This is a genomic window from Natronomonas sp. EA1 (assembly GCF_051195035.1).
In the GTDB taxonomy this organism is placed as follows: domain Archaea; phylum Halobacteriota; class Halobacteria; order Halobacteriales; family Haloarculaceae; genus JBNTJV01.
Map to the genome: position 1 here is coordinate 649,663 of NZ_JBNTJV010000001.1, position 15,808 is coordinate 665,470.

Here is a 15,808-nt window from a genome sequence, read left to right on the forward strand (position 1 = left end):
GGCGAGAGGGTTTCAACAGAGCCCTCGCTGTTTCCTTTAGAGACCGAGAAACGCCTCCGCGTTCTCCCAGAGGATCTTCCGCTGGACCTCCTCGGGGAACCCCAGCTCGCCGAACTGCTCCAGCCAGCGTTCCGGGTCGAGCATCGGGTAGTCCGTCCCGAACATCACCTTGTCCTGCAGGATCGAACGAGAGTACTGGAGCACCTGGTCGTCGATGTACTTCGGCAGCCAGCCGGAGAGGTCCATGTAGACGTTCCCCTTCTGCTGGCAGATGGCGAGCTGCTCTTTCTCCCACGGGAACGCCGGGTGGGCGATGAGGATCTGCATCTCCGGGTGGGCCGCGGCCACGTCGTCGATGAGCATCGGGTTCCCGTGTTTGAGCGTGAGGCCCCGACCGCCCGGCGAGCCCGCGCCGAGCGTGGTGTTCCCGCCGTGGAAGACGACGGGGACGCCGAGCTCCTCGATGGTGTCCCACAGCGGCTCGTGTTCGGAGTCGGACGGGTCGAACCCCTGGGCGATCTGCTGGAACTTGAACCCCGAGAGGTCGAGGTCCTCGACGCAGCGGCGGGCCTCCGCGACGCAGTCGTCCTTCAGCGGGTCGACGCTCCCGAAGCCGACGAAGAAGTCCGGATACGCGTCGCGCACCTCCGCGACGTAGTCGTTCGGAACGGGTGGGTTCCCCGTGTTCGTCTCGGCGTCCCACCCCAGCAGTACGGTCTTCCCGATGCCCGCGGCGTGATACTCCTCGACCATCGCGTCGTAGTCCCACGGGTCGAGATCCATCCCGAACTTCCGGGCCGCGTCCTGCATCATCTCCCCGCCCGCGTCCTCGAGGAACTCCGCCGTCGGCTGGTGGGCGTGCGTGTCGATGGCACGCGGCTCGCCCTCTTCTTTGAGTACGTCTAGCATACTCACGAGAGGCGCCGCAGTCGCGAAAAAGGTTGCCGCTTTTTTACGCCTGTTTCGGGATCTCGATCGCCCCGATCTGGTCCAGCAGGCCGAGGAAGTCCACGCAGACGAACGACTCCGCGATCTTCCCGTTCTCGATGCGGTTCATGACGAACCCCTCGATCTTCCCGTAGTTCCGCTCGTTGAAGATCTCCGTGTTCAGTTTGCGGACGACCTGCTTGTTGTTCTTGGCGTCGGCGATTGACATTGCAGGTGAACGGTCGCCCTGCCGGGGGATAACCGCGCGACGAAGGATGGAGAAGAACCGGGACGGTCGCGTCGAGCCTCAGGCCTCCGGGTCCCGCTTGAACAGGAACTTCATGTCCCCCTCGAAGACGCTCTCGCCGTCCTGGTTCGTCGTCAGCGCGTCGATGACGACGAGCCCGGCGTCGTCGCGGGACTCGAGCGCCCGCGTCTCGGTCACCTCGAACGTCGCGGAGAGGGTGTCGCCGACGTAGACGGGGTTTTTCAGATCCATGTAGTTCATCCCGAGGAAGGCGATGACCCGGCGTTCGACGAACCCGCAGCGGTGGACGAGCCCGGTGGTGATGACGAACGTGAACGGGCCGTGGGCGATGCGGGCCCCGTAGCCCGTCTCGCGGGCGTACTCGTCGTTCGTGTGGATCTCCTCCCAGTCGCCGGAGACCCCGGAGTACGTCACCAGGTCGGCCTCGGTGACCGTGCGGCCCGCGCTCTCGAACGTCTTGCCCACGTCCATCTCCTCGAAGTAGTGCGGTTCGTACGTAACTGGCATACGAGGGGGTCGCCGCGTGGTATGATAAGTATTGCCGCTTCTTCGTCTGTTGACGTTTCGCTCGAACTGGGTGGCAACCCTTCGTAGGGTGCGGGAGCTATTTCATACTGGACCGCAAGCGGTGGAACATGCACCCAGCAACGGAGGGATGCCCGTGACCGAGGCCTATCTCGTCGGCGCGGGCCAGTCGGATTTCGGCTCGTTCCCCGAGGAGAGCTACCGCTCGCTCTTTCGGGAGGCGTACGAGACGACGCTCGACTCGGTGCCGGCGGGGATGGACCCCGACGCCATCGACGAGGCCGTCATCGGGACGCTCGGGGTGGGCGGTCGCCAGCTCGGCCTGTCGGGGCCAGCCGTCACCGAGCACGTCGGGCTCCACGGGATTCCCGTCACCCGCGTGGAGAACGCCTGTGCCGCCTCCGGCTACGCGGTCCGACAGGCCGTGCAGGCCGTGAAATCGGGGATGGCCGACGTGGTCCTCGCCGGCGGCGTCGAGATCATGACCGACGTCTCCGGGGACGCCGTGCGCTACTGGCTCGGCGTCTCGGGGGAGACGGAGTGGGAGCGCCTTTCGGGAACCACCTTCGCCGGCGTCTACGCGCAGATGGCGAGCGCGCACATGGCCGAGTACGGCACCACGAGCGAGCAGCTCTCGCACGTCGCCGTGAAGAACCACGCCAACGGCGCGAAGAACCCCCACGCCCAGCTGGGGTTCGAGTGCTCGCTGGAAGACGCGATGAACGCCCCCGTCGTCGCGGACCCGCTCACGCTCTACCACTGCTGTCCCACCACGGACGGCGCGGCCTGCGCGCTGGTCGTGAGCGAGGACGTGGTCGACAAGTACACGGACGACCCCATCCGGGTGGCGGGCGTCGGCGCGGCCTCCGACCGCGTGGGGCTGTTCCAGCGCGACACCTACACGGGAGTGCCGGCCTCGAAATCCGCGGCCGACACCGCCTACGAGATGGCCGGCGTCGCTCCCGACGACATCGACTTCGCCGAGGTCCACGACTGTTTCGCGATCGCCGAGCTGATGGCCTACGAGGACCTGGGCTTCTGTGAGCGGGGCGACGCGGGCGAGTTCATCGAGTCCGGGGCGACCCGGCCCGACGGCGAGGTCGCGGTGAACACCTCCGGCGGCCTCAAGAGCAAGGGTCACCCCATCGGGGCGACGGGGGCCGGACAGGTCGCCGAGGCGTTCAACCAGCTCTCCGGTGACGCGGGCGACCGGCAGCTCGATGCTCCGACGAGAGGGCTCACGCACAACGTCGGCGGCTCCGGTGGGGCGGCCGTCGTCCATATATTCGAACGGGAACAGGAGGTGGGCCGATGACCGGTATCCACGCGATGGGCGCGTACGCCCCGTCGAAGCGCGTCTCCGGTGAGGCGTTCGCCGAGGCGTGGGGTCGCTTCGAGGGCTCGGGAATCGAGTCGAAGGCCGTGCCGGACGGCGACGAGGACGCACTGACGATGGCTACCGAGGCCGGCAGGCGGGCGCTCGAGGTGGGCGCGTTCGAAGCTGGGGAGATCGAGTATCTCGCGTTCGCGACGACCACACCCCCGCTCGAGGAGGGGGACCTCGCACCCCGGCTCGCCTCCCTGCTCGCCGTCCCGGAGACGGCGGCGGTCCGGACGCACACGGGGAGCACCCGCGCGGGGATGGAGGCCCTGCTCGCCGCCATCGACGCCGACGCGACGGGGCTCGTGCTCGTCGCGGACGCGCCCAGCGCCGAGCCCGGCGACGCCGTGGAGCACGCGGCCGGAGCCGGTGCCGCGGCGTTCCTCGTCGCCCCCGACGCACCCGTCACGGTCGAAGCGAGGACAGAGGTGAACGACCCCGCCCCCGGAACGCGGTTCCGGGAGGCCGGAAGCAGTCGCGTGGAGGCCATCGACGCGGGGACCTACGACCGGGGGCGGTTCGTCAACCCGGTTTCGGAAGCCGTGTCGGCCATCGACGCCGACCACGACGCGGTCGCGTTGCAGGCCCCGGACGGGAAGCTCCCGTACCGCGCGGGGAAGGTCGCAGGGCTCGACGCGGAGGCCATCCACGAGGCCGCGCCCGTCCACGACCTCGGCGACCTCGGCGCGGCCTCGGTGCCGGTCGCGCTCGCCCGCGCGTTCTCCCAGGGGGCCGAGCGCCCGCTCGCCGTCGCGTGGGGCTCCGGCAGCGCGCTCGCCTGCGCGCTCGCGGGGTCGGCTCCCGTCTCGCTCGCGCTCGATGCGGGTGAGGAGGTCACCTACGCCGAGTATCTCCGGCTCCGGGGTGACATCACCGACGGCGAGGTCTCGGGCGGCGGCGCGTACGTCTCCGTCCCCACCTGGAAGCGGTCGCTCCCGCAGCGCCATCGGCTGGAGGCCGGGAGATGCCCCGAGTGCTCGGCGCTCGCGTTCCCACCGGACGGTGCGTGTCCCGACTGCGGCGGACTCGTGGACTTCGAGCCGGTCCGCTTGCCGAAGACGGGGACCGTGGAGGCCGTGACGACCATCGGTGCGGGCGGCGCGCCCCCGGAGTTCGCCCCGCAGCAGGCCCGGTCGGGGTCGTTCCCCGTCGCCATCGTGGCGTTCGAGTCGGATGGTGGGGTGAGCCTGCCGATGCAGGCCGTCGCCCCGGTCGAGGTGGGTGATACCGTCACCGCGATACCCCGCCGTATCTACACGCAGGAGGGGGTCACCCGCTACGGCCTGAAGATCCGACCACTCGACTAACACTTATTCCTCCTGAGGTGCCTTCTCCCCTATGCAAGTGGCAGTTCTCGGTGCGGGGACGATGGGGCGGGAGGTGGCACGGGCCTGCGCGCTCGCCGGGCACGAGGTCAGACTCCGTGACACGGACAGTCTCGTCGTCCGCGAGGCCGTCGACGCGATCGGCGAGCAACTGGGTCGGCGCGTCGAGCGGCGGAAGCTCTCCGAGAGCGACGCCACGGCGACGATGGACCGCATCGTGCCGACGCAGAACTTCGCGGACATGACCGGTGTCACCGTCGCCATCGAGGCGGTACCGGACGACCTCACGACGAAACGGGACGTGCTCTCCACCGCGGAGGACTACTTCCTCACGGACACGGTGCTGGCGACGACGACGGACACCCTCCCGGTGACGGACGTGGCGAGCGCCCTCCAGCGCCCGGAGCGTGCGGTGGGGCTGCACTTCTTCGAGCCGGTCGACCTCACGGGCATCGTCGAGGTCGTCATCGCCGAGCAGACGGAGGCCGGCGCGGCCCAGCGGGCCACCTCGTTCGTCGAGTCGCTGGAGAAGACCCCCGTCGTCACCCGCGACTCACCCGGGTTCGTCTCCTCGCGGCTCGCGGTCTCGCTCGGCGTCGAGGCGATGCGCCTGGTCGAGGAGGGGGTCGCGCACCCCCGGGGCGTGGACAACGCGATGACGCTCGGCACCCACCACGCCCGCGGCCCGCTGGAGCTCGCGGACATCGAGGGGCTCGACTCGCGGCTGGAGACGCTGGAGTACCTCTACGACGAACTCGGCGAGCGGTTCCGGCCGCCACAGCTCCTCAAGCGGAAGGTCCGGGCCGGAAAGCTCGGCCGCGAGGCGGGCGAGGGGTTCTACGTCTGGGAGGCGGGCGAGCCGGTGGCGGCCGCGGGTGACGCGCCCGACCCGATGCCTTCCGGGGGGAGCGACCACCGCGAACTCCTCCGGTCACGGAGCGGATCCGGGGAGGGGGACGGCGGGCAGTGAGCGACGCGCCCGAGGCGCCCACCCCGGAGGCCGACGGGGACCCGGACCGGGTCGAACCGACCCGCGTGGTGGAGGAGCTCACCGCGCTGAAAGGGGAGATCGACGACCCCGAGGTGAAAGCACGGCTGAAGGAGACCATCGCGCTCGCCGCGGAGCTGCAGTCCCCCGGGTTCGGAAACGTCATCTACGGGTTCGACCGGGCGGACGCCACGGAGATGTTCCTCGGGGCGGTGCTGTTCGGTATCCCGATGTTCGTCGAGGGCGGGACCGGCGAGGTCGGCGCGTTCGTCGCCACCCACCCCGCGTACCTCCTCGGGACGCTTGTCGGAGCCATCGCGCTCGTCGTCGGCATCATCTACGTCGCGGACTTCCAGGACGTGCGGGTCACGAACCCCGTTCTCGGACTCGTTCCCCGCCGAGTCGTGGGCGTCATCACCATCCCGTTTCTCACCGCGCTCGTCGTGATGACCGCGTGGGGGCGGGTCGACTGGGCGGACCCGTGGGTCGCGCTCTGTACGGTGACGGTCGCGTTCGTCCCGATGAGCATCGGGGCCGCGCTCGGTGACATCCTCCCCGGGAGCTAACGCTTCGTTTTTCCCTCCCGGATTCCCAGTTCCCCTATGAGCCTCCGGAACGACATCGCCCCCGACACCCTCCCCATCTCCCTCGAAACGGAGGGGATCGAGGTCAGCTACTCCGACGGCCGCTCGACCTTCTATCACGGCGTCCCGACGAAGACCGACGGCGCCGTCACCTGTGCCCCCGGGAAAGAGGTCCACATCCTCGTCACGGACCCCACGAACAGCGAGGGCGTCCTCGTCTACGTGAACGACCGGAAAACACACGACGAGATCCTCGAGGATTCGGGGGTGGGCCGCGTCATCATCGACCGCGGGGAGCGCGAGTCGCTGTTCCCGGGCGTCGAGGCCGAGAACCACGGCTACCGCATCGAGGTCGAGGCCGACCCCGAGGTGGCGCGCGGTCGGGTCTTCGTCTTCGTCGAGGACGACTGGGGCGAGCAGTCCTACGAGATCGTCCGGGAGGGTGCGGTTCCCGAGGGGCAAGACGAGAGTGGGGACGAGCACGGAGACGACCCCGTCCCCGAAGACGACCCCGACCCCGAAGACGAATAATGCCCCTCCAGAAACGCTGGCATCCCTTGGCGCGCAAGACGGTGGGGACGGTACCGGACCGCTACGGCGTCTACGAGCTGGGTGACGAGAACGGGACGGTCATCGCCGTCGACCACGGCCCACTGAAGGACTCGCTGAAGGAGGCCATCGCGTACGGCGACGGGGCGCAGGTGCGATGGGAGGCGACCCAAACTCGCGAGCAGGCGGAGCGGTTGGCCGAGGAGCACCGATCTCGACTATAGGCCGTTCTGTTTCGCGATCGTGTTCAGCTGGATCTCGTCTGTCCCCTCCACGATGCGCATGACGCGTGCGAGTTCCAGCCCCTCCATGAACGGGTTCTCCTCGGCGACGCCGTTCCCGCCGTGGACGCCGACCACGTCGTCCGCCACGTCGAAGAAGACGTTCGTCGCGAGGTACTTCACGATGCTCGATGCCTCGACGGTCTCTTCGCCGGTATCCATCTGCCACGCGAGTTGCAGGCCCATCGCGTCGGCCGCGCTAGCCCGGGCGCGCCCCTCGGCGAGCCTGTGTGAGACGCCCTGGAACTCGCCGATAGGCTGGCCGAACGCCTCCCGGTCGGTGGCGTACTCGAAGCCCTTCTCGAGGAGGAACTCGGTGTGCCCGAGCGCCCGAGCCCCGATCTCCAGTCGGCCAAGGGAGAGGAACGCCATCGCGTCGTAGAACGCTTCGTCGACGCGCCCGAGCACGCGAGAGTCGGGCACGCGCACGCTATCGAAGACGAGTTCAGCCTGCTGGCCGGTCCTCCCCACGGCGTTGTTCAGCGAGGCGACCTCGTACTCGTCGGCCTCGACGAGGAAGCAGGTGATACCGCCGTAGCGCCCGGCCTCCTCGATGGGCGTGGTGCGGGCGAACACCTGCACGAAATCGGCGTAGGGGCCGTTGGTGATCCACTGTTTGGTGCCGTCGATGACCCACTCGTCTCCTCGCTTCTCGGCCGTCGTCGCCATCGCCGGTGAGTCGGAGCCCGCACCGGGCTCCGTCTGGGCGAACGCCGTGGTCTTCTCCCCGCGGATGGCGGGCTTGAGGTAGTTCTCGACCTGCTCGCCCTCGGCCTGTGCGAGCAGCGGTTTCGGCCCCTCCGGCCCGGCGAGGACGAACTCAGTGAGCCCCGGGCCGTGGCTCGCGACGTGTTTCACGGCGCGGTACCACGTCACGTTCGAGACCCCCTCCCCACCCACCTCCTCGGGGAGGTTCATGGCGTAGAAGCCCGCCTCCGCGGAGCGCTCGCGGACCTCGTCGATGGCCTCCAGCACCTCGGGGACGAACCGGCCGTCGGGCTCGTGGCGCAGCCGTGGATTCGACCACGTCTCGCCGAGCTCCGCCTCGATAGGTGTGACCTCCTGCTTGATGAACTCGTCGAGCGAGTCCAGGATGAGCCGCGTCTCCTCGTCCGTGGCGAAGGAGACGCCGGCGGATGCATCGTGCATGGGCGACGATGCGCGGGGAGGGGGATAACTGTGGGGTGTCAACCCGCGGAGGTGTGCGTAGCGTTAAGTGTCCACACGGAGTCGCTGTGCTATGCAACTCGATGGGGTCCGCGTACTGGACCTGACACGACTGCTTCCGGGCCCGTACGCCACACAACTGCTGGCGGACGCCGGCGCGGACGTGGTGAAGGTCGAAGACACGGGCGCGGGTGACTACGCGCGGGCGATGCCGCCGCTCACCGACGAGGGGTACGGCATCGTCTTCGACGCGGTGAATCGCCACAAGCGGTCGGTGACGCTGGATCTGAAATCGGAGGCCGGCCGGGAGGCGTTCTACGCGCTCGTCGAGACGGCGGACGCCGTCATCGAGAGCTTCCGGCCGGGGGTCGTCGACCGGCTCGGCGTCGACTACGAGACCTGCCGGGAGCACAACCCGGGCATCGTCTACTGTTCGCTCTCGGGGTTCGGCGCGACCGGCCCCCTCGCTCAGCGCCCGGGCCACGACCTCAACTACGCAGGGGTCGCGGGGATGCTCGATATGACCCGCGCCGGCGAGGACGAGGTGCCGAGCGCACCGGGCTATCCTGTCGCGGATATGGGCGGGGGGCTGCTCGCGGCGTTCTCGATTCTCGGGGGGCTCCTCTCGCGCGAACTCGGCGGGGAGGGAGGTGAGTACTTCGACGTGTCGCTCACGGACGCGGTGGTCTCGTTCGGCCAGACGGTCGCACCCATGGCGCTGCGCGATGAGAACCCCCGCCCCGGCGACACGCAGCTCACGGGCGCGTACCCGTGGTACGGCGTCTACGAGGCGAAGGAGGGGTACGTCACACTCGCGGCACTGGAGCCGCAGTTCTGGGAGGGGTTCTGCGAAGCCGTGGGACACGAGGAGTGGATCTCCCTCCACACGACCGACGACCCGGCCGAGCGCGAGGCGCTGCGGGAGGCGCTCGAAGCACTGTTCGCCACGCGAACGCGCGACGAGTGGGTCGACCGACTCGCGGACGAGGACACCGCCGTCGACGGGGTGTACACCCCCGAGGAGGCGCTCTCACACCCACAGATCCAGTCGCGGGAATACGTCCACGGGGGCGAGCGCCCGAGAGTGGGCTTCCCGCTCCGAGGCAGCGACGTGTCACACGAGGCCGGTGACCTGCCGGCACACGGTGAGCACACCGAGACGGTGCTCCGGGAGGCCGGGCTGGACGACGACGCGATGGCGCGGCTCCGCGCGGAGGGGGCGATATGAGCCACGGCCTGCTGCTCCCCCAGCGCGGCGACGACCCGGTCCCCCTCGCGGTCCGCGCGGAGGAGCTCGGCTACGAGTCGGCGTGGCTCGGCGAACTGTGGGGGACCTCCTCGGTGGTGACGCTCACCCGCATCGCGGAGCGGACAAACGAGATCGACGTGGGAAGCGCCATCCTCAACGTCTTTTCGCGAACCCCGGCCGTACTGGCGATGACCGCGGCGAGCATCGACGACGCCTCGGACGGACGGTTCCGGCTCGGAGTCGGCACCTCCACCCCGAAAGCCGTCGAGGACCTCCACGGGATGACGTTCGACCGCCCCGTCAGGCGCGCCCACGAGGCTATCGAGCTGACGAACGCGCTGCTCGGCGAGGGACGGGTCCAGTACGACGGTGAAGTGTTCCACGCGGCGGACTTCCCCGGGCTCGGCACCGACATCCCGGTCTACCACGCCGCGCTCGGGCGGGCCAACCGCCGGGTCGTCGCCCGCCTCTGTGACGGCTGGATCCCCCACAACGTCCCGTTCCCGGAGCTCCCCTCGGCGTTCGATTACATCGTCGACCACCTCCCCGAGGGGCGCTCGCCGGACGACATCGCCGTCGCGCCGTACGTTCCGAGTGCGGTGAGCGAGGACCCGGCCGAGGCACGGGACGCTATCCGCGGCCACATCGCCTACTACGTCGGTAGCGGGAAGGGGTACGAGCGAGCCGTGGCCTCACGGTTCCCCGGGGAAGCCGAGGCCGTGGCGAGCGCGTGGCAGGCGGGCGACCGCGGGGAGGCCGTCTCGCTGGTGACCGACGAGATGGTCCGCGCGCTCGGAATCGCAGGCACGCCCGCGGAGGCGCGCGAACAGTTCCGGTCGCTGCTGGCCATGGCGGTCATCGACGAGCCGCTGGTGACGATTCCGAACAACGCGACCGACCTCGCGGAGACGACGATCGAGGCGCTGTCACCCCAGGCGCTCGCGGAGGAGCCCGCGGAGTGACTGGCGCTTGAGAAGGACGAAGCCGACGAAGACGACGGCGAAGCCGACGAGGACGAGGGGTTTTATCGGCTCGTCGAGCACGAGGATGCCGGCGACGGTGGCCACGAGCGGGACGACGTAGGCGACGAGACTCGTCTCCATCGCGCCGTACCGTTCCAGCATGGTGAAATACAGGAAGAAGGCGATGGCCGTGGCGAACACGCCGAGGTAGACGACGGCACCGACGGCCGTCGGCGAGGACGGAACGGTGAACGACTCCGCCAGCCCCGCGCTGACGGCGTGGAGGATGACCGCCCCGATGAGCATCGACCACCCGGCCATCGCCGTCTGGTCGAGCGAGGGGTTCGCGCGCTGGACGAGCACGCCACCGAGCGCGACGCTCGCCACCTGCGCGAGGACCAGCAGTTTGCCGAACGTATCCCCGGCGAGGAGGTTCGCGGGGTCCGGCTGGACGACGAGCCCCACGCCGAGAAAGCCGAGGAGGATGCCGACCGCACCCACGGCGGAGACGCGTTCGTTCGGCAAGAGGGGAAGCGCCCACAGCGTCGTGGCGATGGGGACGAGCCCCTGCAGGACGGCAGCGATCCCACTGGGAACGGTCTGCTGGCCGATGAAGAGGAAGGCGTTGCCCGCGACGAGGAAGCAGCCGCCGGCGACGACGGCCGCGAGGTTCGCGGGGGTGGTGGGCCGCCAGCGGTCGGTCGTCACCGCGTACCCCAGGAGGAGGACCGCGGCGAGGTCGTAGCGGAACGCCGCGAACAGCACGGGCGGGAGGGCATCGAGACCGATGGTGATGGCGGGGAAGGAGAGCCCCCAGAGGACGGCGAGCACGGCGAACGGGGCGACGGCGCGGAGTCGGCTCACTCGTCTTTCACCACGCGCGGCGAAGGGATCTGATCCATACGCTGACCACGTGGTCAGCCCCGAAAAACGGGTCGATTGGGGCGCGCCCGATGTCGTCACGGCGACACATACTTGACGGCCCCCCGTGACGCCGGAGTATGACCGGGGGAACGACGCAATGACAGCCGATTCAGGAGCAAGCGACCGACTCACCGCGGGAGACCCGCTCGAACAGTATGATTACGGGAGCCACTGGGTCAGCGAACAGATCTCGCGTGGCGCACTCGGGATCCAGCACCCGCTGCTCGTCAGCGTGCTCAAATTCGGACTCGTCTGGAACCTCCTCGCTGCGGCGTATCTGGCCGTCGCCGACACGACGTTCTCACCGGGATATCTCGTTGCCTCAGGACTTGGCCTGCTGTGGGTCAACATCGCCCCGTATCTCATCTGGTACTACGACGAGCGGGTGCTCCCGTCGTTCTTCGAGCGACTGGGCGAAATCCTGCCCGAGGAGGCGTCAGTCGACGAGCTCGCGGAGAAGTACACCACGATGTTTGCAGAACCGCAGCCGCTCGTGGCGGCCTTCTGGACCGTTGGAACCGTCGCCATCGTGTTCGCGGGGACGGATGTGCTTCGGGCGCAGGGGATGGTCGGGACCGGAAGCGTGTTCATCTGGACGACGTACGCCTACGCCCTGTTCATCGGTCTCGTCCTCAGCCACGGCTTCATGGGGCCGGTGTTGACTCTCCGGCTCATCGGCGAGGTGGCGGAGGCGGACCTGCAAATCGATCCGCTTCACCCCGATAATCTCGGTGGACTGAGTACGGTCGGCTACTGTGCCATCCGAACGACGCTCCTCTACTCGACGGCCTCGCTGTTCCTCCCGCTGCTCTTCCGGTTCAGTGCAGCCAGCGCGAGTGGTATCGTCATTTTCGCCTTCGCCACCGTCTATGTCTGCACGATTCTCGGGACGTTCCTCTACCCGACGCTGCGCGTCTCTTTGCGAGCCCACACGCTTCGAGATACCGCGCTGGAGAGGATTCGGCGGGAGTACCGGCAGGTCGAAGCCGAAATGCAGACCCCGGACCGCGACGAGCTCTCGGAGTTGAACCGTCGGCTCGAACTCCAGCGACTCCAGACCAAGTATCAGAACTTCAACTCCGTCAGCCTCTACCCGCTCCAGACGAGCATCCTCGCCCGGCTTGCGGGGTCCGTGTTCCTTCCCCTCCTGTTCATCTTCGTGGAGTTCTACGTCCCGAAACTCATCTGAGTTCAGAAGCTGAACAGGTCGATACCGCCCGTGACGCCGACGACCTGGCCCGTGATGTAGGAGGCCTGTTCGGAGGCGAGATACGCGACGAGGTTCGCCACGTCTTCCTCTTTGCCGAGTTTCCGCATCGGGGTGGCCTTCGCGATGCGGGCGAAGTGCTCGTCGAACTGCTCCAGTTCCTCGATGTCCATCTCCGCGAGCTGTTTCATCACGATGTTCGGCGCGATGATGTTGGCGGTGACCCCCTTCTGGGCACCCTCCAGGGCGAGTGTCTTCCCGAAGCCGATGAGCGCGGCCTTCGTCGCGGCGTAGGAGGCCTGTCCGAACCCACCCTGCCAGCCCGCCATCGAGGACATGTTGATGACGCGACCCCACTCCCGGTCGAGCATCCCTGGAAAGACCTCGCGGGTGATGTTGTAGGTGCCCGTGAGGTTGATGGCCACGTCGCGGTCCCACAGCTCGTCGTCGTAGTCGCGCATGAGCGACCGGGCGTCGACCATCCCGGCGTTGTTGACGAGCACGTCGATCCCCCCGGTCTCCGCCTCGACGGCGGCGACGGTGTCGGCCACGTCCTCGCGGTCGGTGAGGTCGCAGGCGACGGCGTGGGCCTCGCCCCCCTCGGCGTCGTTGAGGTCGTCCGCGAGGGACTGCGCCGCGTCCTCCTTCACGTCCAGCACGACCACGTCCGCCCCCTCGGCCGCGAGCACCCGGCAGTCTTCGCTCCCGATTCGCCCCGCGCCCCCGGTGACGAGGGCCGTCTTGTCAGCGAGTCCGAAATCCATTACGACCCCTCTATCAGGGGCGTTCGGGATAACGGTTCGTACCGAACAATCTCCCGTTCGTTCCCGGACGTTTGTTTGCCAGACAGTAGTTCTACCGCGGAGAATGGAACGTTCACGACAGCGGAGCGAAAAATATCCGGAGATGTTGTCATACTAACGGCACGCAGTGCGAAAGCTTGAAACACGTTAGCCGGTAGGAGAGGATATGGCACAGGAAACCACCATGGAACGTCGCGCGTATCTCGCGGCCGTCGGGGCCGCAACCGCGGCGCTGGCCGGGTGTACCAGCAACGGGGGCAGCGACGGTGGCAACGATGGCGGAAACGACGGCGGCAGTGGCGGGAACGACGGCGGCAGCCAGAACGAGGACACGCCGACGGAGGACGCCCTTCCGGAGAAGGTCGTCATCGGGTCGGACATCCCGTACCGGCCGTTCGAGTACGAGACGGCCGCCGGCGAGCTGAAGGGCTTCGACGTGGACATCGCCCGCTCGGTGTTCGACGAGCAGCTCGGCGTCGAATCCGAGTTCGAGAAGACCTCCTTCGACACCATCATCGCCTCGCTCAACCAGGGGAACTTCCGCGTCATCATGTCCGCGATGACCATCACGGAGGAGCGCGCCGAGAAGGTCGACTTCTCCGACCCCTACTTCAGCGCCTATCAGACGATCATCGTCCGCACGGGGAGCCCCATCGACTCGAAGGAGGACCTCCGCGGGAAGACCGTCGGCGTCCAGAAGGGGACGACCGGGCTGGCGGCCGCCGAGGAGCTCAAAGCCGAGTTCGACGGCAACCTCGAACTGAAGAAGTACGACCAGATCACGGGTGCGTTCGACGCCCTGCTGAACGGCCAGGTCGACGCCGTCATCAACGACAACACGGTCAACGCCGAGTTCGTCAACAACGAGGACGGCGCGCGCTTCGTCGAGGGCGAGGGCGCGGCCGCCGAGCAGGGCCAGGACGCCCCGCCGTATCTCACGCTCTCCGTCGAGAACTACGGAATCGCGTTCCGCAAGGACGACGACGCCTTCCGTAAGAAGGTCAACGAGGCGCTCGCCGCGATCAAGGAGTCCGGCACGTACGACGAGATCTACGCGAAGTACTTCAGCGGATAACGCCCCCCTCCGATTTATACCAAACCGAGGTAATCACTACCAATGGCAGGATCATATTCGGGCGAATCGTCCACCCAGCGCGTCGAGGAATCCGTCATCAACGATACGACGCTGAAGTGGGGCGGTGTCGCGGTGTCGTCGATATTCTCGCTGGCCGTGCTCGGCCTCATCGGCTACATCGTCTACGCGAAGGTCGACTTCGGGCTGCTCCAGACCATCTTCCCCCGGTTCGTCGACGCGTACCTCCTCGTCCTGCGTATCTTCGTGATGGGGAGTGTCCTCTCCGTCATCGCGGGGATCTTCGTCGGGTTCGGTCGCGTCTCCAGTACCTTCCCGACCGGGGCCGTCGCGAAGGGGTACGTCTCGTTCTTCCGCGGGACGCCGCTTCTGTTCCAGATCATCATCATCTACTTCGGGATCCCCGCGCTGTGGACGGGGACGTTCCCGATTCAGGACTGGGAGATCCCGGCGGCGGTCATCGCGCTCACGCTCAACCACGCCGCGTACATCGGCGAGGCCATCCGCGGCGGCATCGGCGCCGTCCCCGAGGGGCAGATGGAGGCCGCACGCTCGCTCGGGATGTCCTACACGCAGGGGATGCGCGAGGTCATCCTCCCGCAGGCGTGGCGCAACGCGCTCGCCGCCATCGGGAACGACCAGGTCATCCTCGTGAAGGACACCTCACTGCTGACCGTCATCGCCGTGCCCGAGATCATCAGCGTGTTCCGGTCGGTCAACAGCGCCACGTTCGACCCGTGGACGCCCATCGTCCTCACGGCCGTCGCGTACCTCGGTATCACGCTCCCGCTGGGGTACGTGGTCTCGTACCTCGAGGACCGCGCCGACTGGGGGGGTGAGACGAATTGAGCCTCCTCGAGTTCGACGCCGTGGACAAGTACTACGGCGAGACGCACGTCCTGAAGGGCGTCTCCCTCGATATCGACGAACGGGAGGTCTGCGTCGTCATCGGCCCCTCCGGCTCGGGGAAATCGACGCTCCTCCGGTGTGCCAATCGCCTGGAGGAGATCCAGGGCGGCGAGGTGCGGCTCGACGGGACGCCCATCTCGGCCGAGGGCGCGAACGTGAACGCGCTGCGCCAGCAGATCGGGATGGTGTTCCAGAGCTTCAACCTCTTCCCGCACAAGACCGCACTGGAGAACGTCACCCTCGCGCCGACGAAGGTGAAGGGCCTCGAGAAAGAGGAGGTGCGGCCACTGGCCGAGAAACTACTCGACGAGGTCGGGCTCTCCGCACAGAAGGCCTCCTACCCGAACCAGCTCTCCGGCGGGCAACAGCAGCGGGTCGCCATCGCCCGCGCGCTGGCGATGGAACCGCGCGTGATGCTGTTCGACGAGGTGACGAGCGCCCTCGACCCCGAGCTCGTCGGGGAGGTGCTCGAAGTGATGCGCGGGCTCGCCGAGGACGGGATGACGATGATGGTCGTCACCCACGAGATGGACTTCGCCCGCGAAGTGGGCGACAGAATCGTCCTCATGGCCGACGGGAAGATCGTGGAGACCGGCCCGCCGGAGGAGTTCTTCACGAACCCCAAGACGGACAGAGGCAAGCAGTTCCTCTCGAAGATCCTCTGAA

At 67.9% G+C, this 15,808-nt stretch carries 17 protein-coding genes and 1 pseudogene; 12 read left to right on the forward strand and 6 right to left on the reverse strand.

Going from position 1 to position 15,808, the window contains the following annotated elements:
- Window positions 1-36: 36 nt before the first annotated feature.
- From ACQUQR_RS03605 to ACQUQR_RS03615, 3 genes are all read right to left on the reverse strand, one after another.
- Window positions 37-909 carry an amidohydrolase family protein gene (locus ACQUQR_RS03605; protein ID WP_435194792.1) on the reverse strand — a complete coding sequence of 291 codons (873 nt, stop codon included), beginning with the start codon at window positions 907-909 and terminating at the stop codon, window positions 37-39.
- 43 nt (window positions 910-952) lie between these two features.
- Window positions 953-1,156 carry a hypothetical protein gene (locus ACQUQR_RS03610; protein ID WP_435194794.1) on the reverse strand — a complete coding sequence of 68 codons (204 nt, stop codon included), beginning with the start codon at window positions 1,154-1,156 and terminating at the stop codon, window positions 953-955.
- A 78-nt stretch (window positions 1,157-1,234) separates the two neighbouring features.
- Window positions 1,235-1,702 carry a MaoC/PaaZ C-terminal domain-containing protein gene (locus ACQUQR_RS03615; protein ID WP_435194796.1) on the reverse strand — a complete coding sequence of 156 codons (468 nt, stop codon included), beginning with the start codon at window positions 1,700-1,702 and terminating at the stop codon, window positions 1,235-1,237.
- Window positions 1,703-1,856: 154 nt separating this feature from the next.
- Here ACQUQR_RS03615 and ACQUQR_RS03620 point away from each other — a divergent pair, with 154 nt between their 5' ends.
- The 6 genes and pseudogenes from ACQUQR_RS03620 (at window position 1,857) to ACQUQR_RS03645 (ending at window position 6,771) form a co-directional block, all read left to right on the forward strand.
- A complete protein-coding gene (locus ACQUQR_RS03620; RefSeq protein WP_435194798.1) occupies window positions 1,857-3,035 on the forward strand; it encodes a thiolase domain-containing protein in 1,179 nt (392 codons plus the stop codon).
- The gene (locus ACQUQR_RS03625) at window positions 3,032-4,408 is read left to right on the forward strand and encodes a zinc ribbon domain-containing protein (RefSeq protein WP_435194800.1); all 1,377 of its coding nucleotides are present in this window, start codon (window positions 3,032-3,034) and stop codon (window positions 4,406-4,408) included. Before ACQUQR_RS03620 ends, ACQUQR_RS03625 begins: the two co-directional genes overlap by 4 nt.
- A gap of 31 nt (window positions 4,409-4,439) precedes the next feature.
- Window positions 4,440-5,396 carry a 3-hydroxyacyl-CoA dehydrogenase family protein gene (locus ACQUQR_RS03630; protein WP_435194802.1) on the forward strand — a complete coding sequence of 319 codons (957 nt, stop codon included), beginning with the start codon at window positions 4,440-4,442 and terminating at the stop codon, window positions 5,394-5,396.
- Window positions 5,393-5,980, forward strand: a complete 588-nt coding sequence (locus ACQUQR_RS03635; protein WP_435194804.1) for a DUF2391 family protein — start codon at window positions 5,393-5,395, stop codon at window positions 5,978-5,980. Before ACQUQR_RS03630 ends, ACQUQR_RS03635 begins: the two co-directional genes overlap by 4 nt.
- Window positions 5,981-6,016: 36 nt before the next feature.
- Window positions 6,017-6,439: pseudogene (locus ACQUQR_RS03640) on the forward strand (DUF5796 family protein); the annotation flags it as partial.
- Window positions 6,440-6,528: 89 nt separating this feature from the next.
- Window positions 6,529-6,771 (forward strand): DUF7508 domain-containing protein, encoded by a 243-nt coding sequence (locus tag ACQUQR_RS03645; protein WP_435194806.1) that lies wholly within the window; start codon window positions 6,529-6,531, stop codon window positions 6,769-6,771.
- On the opposite strand, the gene ACQUQR_RS03650 is transcribed toward ACQUQR_RS03645, so the two are convergent.
- Window positions 6,766-7,977: an acyl-CoA dehydrogenase family protein gene (locus ACQUQR_RS03650; protein WP_435194808.1), complete on the reverse strand. Its 1,212-nt coding sequence runs from the start codon at window positions 7,975-7,977 to the stop codon at window positions 6,766-6,768. The genes ACQUQR_RS03645 and ACQUQR_RS03650 overlap by 6 nt on opposite strands.
- Before the next feature lie 91 nt (window positions 7,978-8,068).
- On the opposite strand from ACQUQR_RS03650, the gene ACQUQR_RS03655 reads away from it, so the two are divergent.
- Together ACQUQR_RS03655 and ACQUQR_RS03660 are read left to right on the forward strand one after the other, a co-directional pair.
- Complete coding sequence (locus ACQUQR_RS03655) at window positions 8,069-9,223, forward strand: CaiB/BaiF CoA transferase family protein (RefSeq protein ID WP_435194810.1); 1,155 nt, start codon at window positions 8,069-8,071, stop codon at window positions 9,221-9,223.
- Entirely contained in the window at window positions 9,220-10,206 is a 987-nt protein-coding gene (locus ACQUQR_RS03660) for an LLM class flavin-dependent oxidoreductase (protein WP_435194812.1), read from the forward strand. The genes ACQUQR_RS03655 and ACQUQR_RS03660 overlap by 4 nt, the downstream gene beginning before the upstream one ends.
- Here ACQUQR_RS03660 and ACQUQR_RS03665 read toward each other — a convergent pair.
- Window positions 10,171-11,070 carry a DMT family transporter gene (locus tag ACQUQR_RS03665; protein ID WP_435194813.1) on the reverse strand — a complete coding sequence of 300 codons (900 nt, stop codon included), beginning with the start codon at window positions 11,068-11,070 and terminating at the stop codon, window positions 10,171-10,173. The two genes, ACQUQR_RS03660 and ACQUQR_RS03665, sit on opposite strands and share 36 nt — an antisense overlap.
- 157 nt (window positions 11,071-11,227) lie before the next feature.
- Here ACQUQR_RS03665 and ACQUQR_RS03670 point away from each other — a divergent pair, with 157 nt between their 5' ends.
- The gene (locus tag ACQUQR_RS03670; RefSeq protein ID WP_435194815.1) at window positions 11,228-12,319 is read left to right on the forward strand and encodes a hypothetical protein; all 1,092 of its coding nucleotides are present in this window, start codon (window positions 11,228-11,230) and stop codon (window positions 12,317-12,319) included.
- Window positions 12,320-12,321: 2 nt separating this feature from the next.
- Here the strand turns inward: ACQUQR_RS03670 and ACQUQR_RS03675 are convergent, their stop codons facing one another.
- Window positions 12,322-13,101 (reverse strand): SDR family NAD(P)-dependent oxidoreductase, encoded by a 780-nt coding sequence (locus tag ACQUQR_RS03675; RefSeq protein ID WP_435194816.1) that lies wholly within the window; start codon window positions 13,099-13,101, stop codon window positions 12,322-12,324.
- 205 nt (window positions 13,102-13,306) lie between these two features.
- Between ACQUQR_RS03675 and ACQUQR_RS03680 the strand changes: the two genes are divergently transcribed.
- The 3 genes from ACQUQR_RS03680 to ACQUQR_RS03690 are packed head-to-tail and all read left to right on the forward strand — an operon-like array spanning window position 13,307 to window position 15,807.
- A complete protein-coding gene (locus tag ACQUQR_RS03680; protein ID WP_435194818.1) occupies window positions 13,307-14,215 on the forward strand; it encodes a basic amino acid ABC transporter substrate-binding protein in 909 nt (302 codons plus the stop codon).
- A 42-nt stretch (window positions 14,216-14,257) separates the two neighbouring features.
- The gene (locus ACQUQR_RS03685; RefSeq protein WP_435194819.1) at window positions 14,258-15,082 is read left to right on the forward strand and encodes an amino acid ABC transporter permease; all 825 of its coding nucleotides are present in this window, start codon (window positions 14,258-14,260) and stop codon (window positions 15,080-15,082) included.
- Complete coding sequence (locus ACQUQR_RS03690; RefSeq protein WP_435194821.1) at window positions 15,079-15,807, forward strand: amino acid ABC transporter ATP-binding protein; 729 nt, start codon at window positions 15,079-15,081, stop codon at window positions 15,805-15,807. Before ACQUQR_RS03685 ends, ACQUQR_RS03690 begins: the two co-directional genes overlap by 4 nt.
- The last annotated feature ends 1 nt before the right edge of the window (window position 15,808 follow it).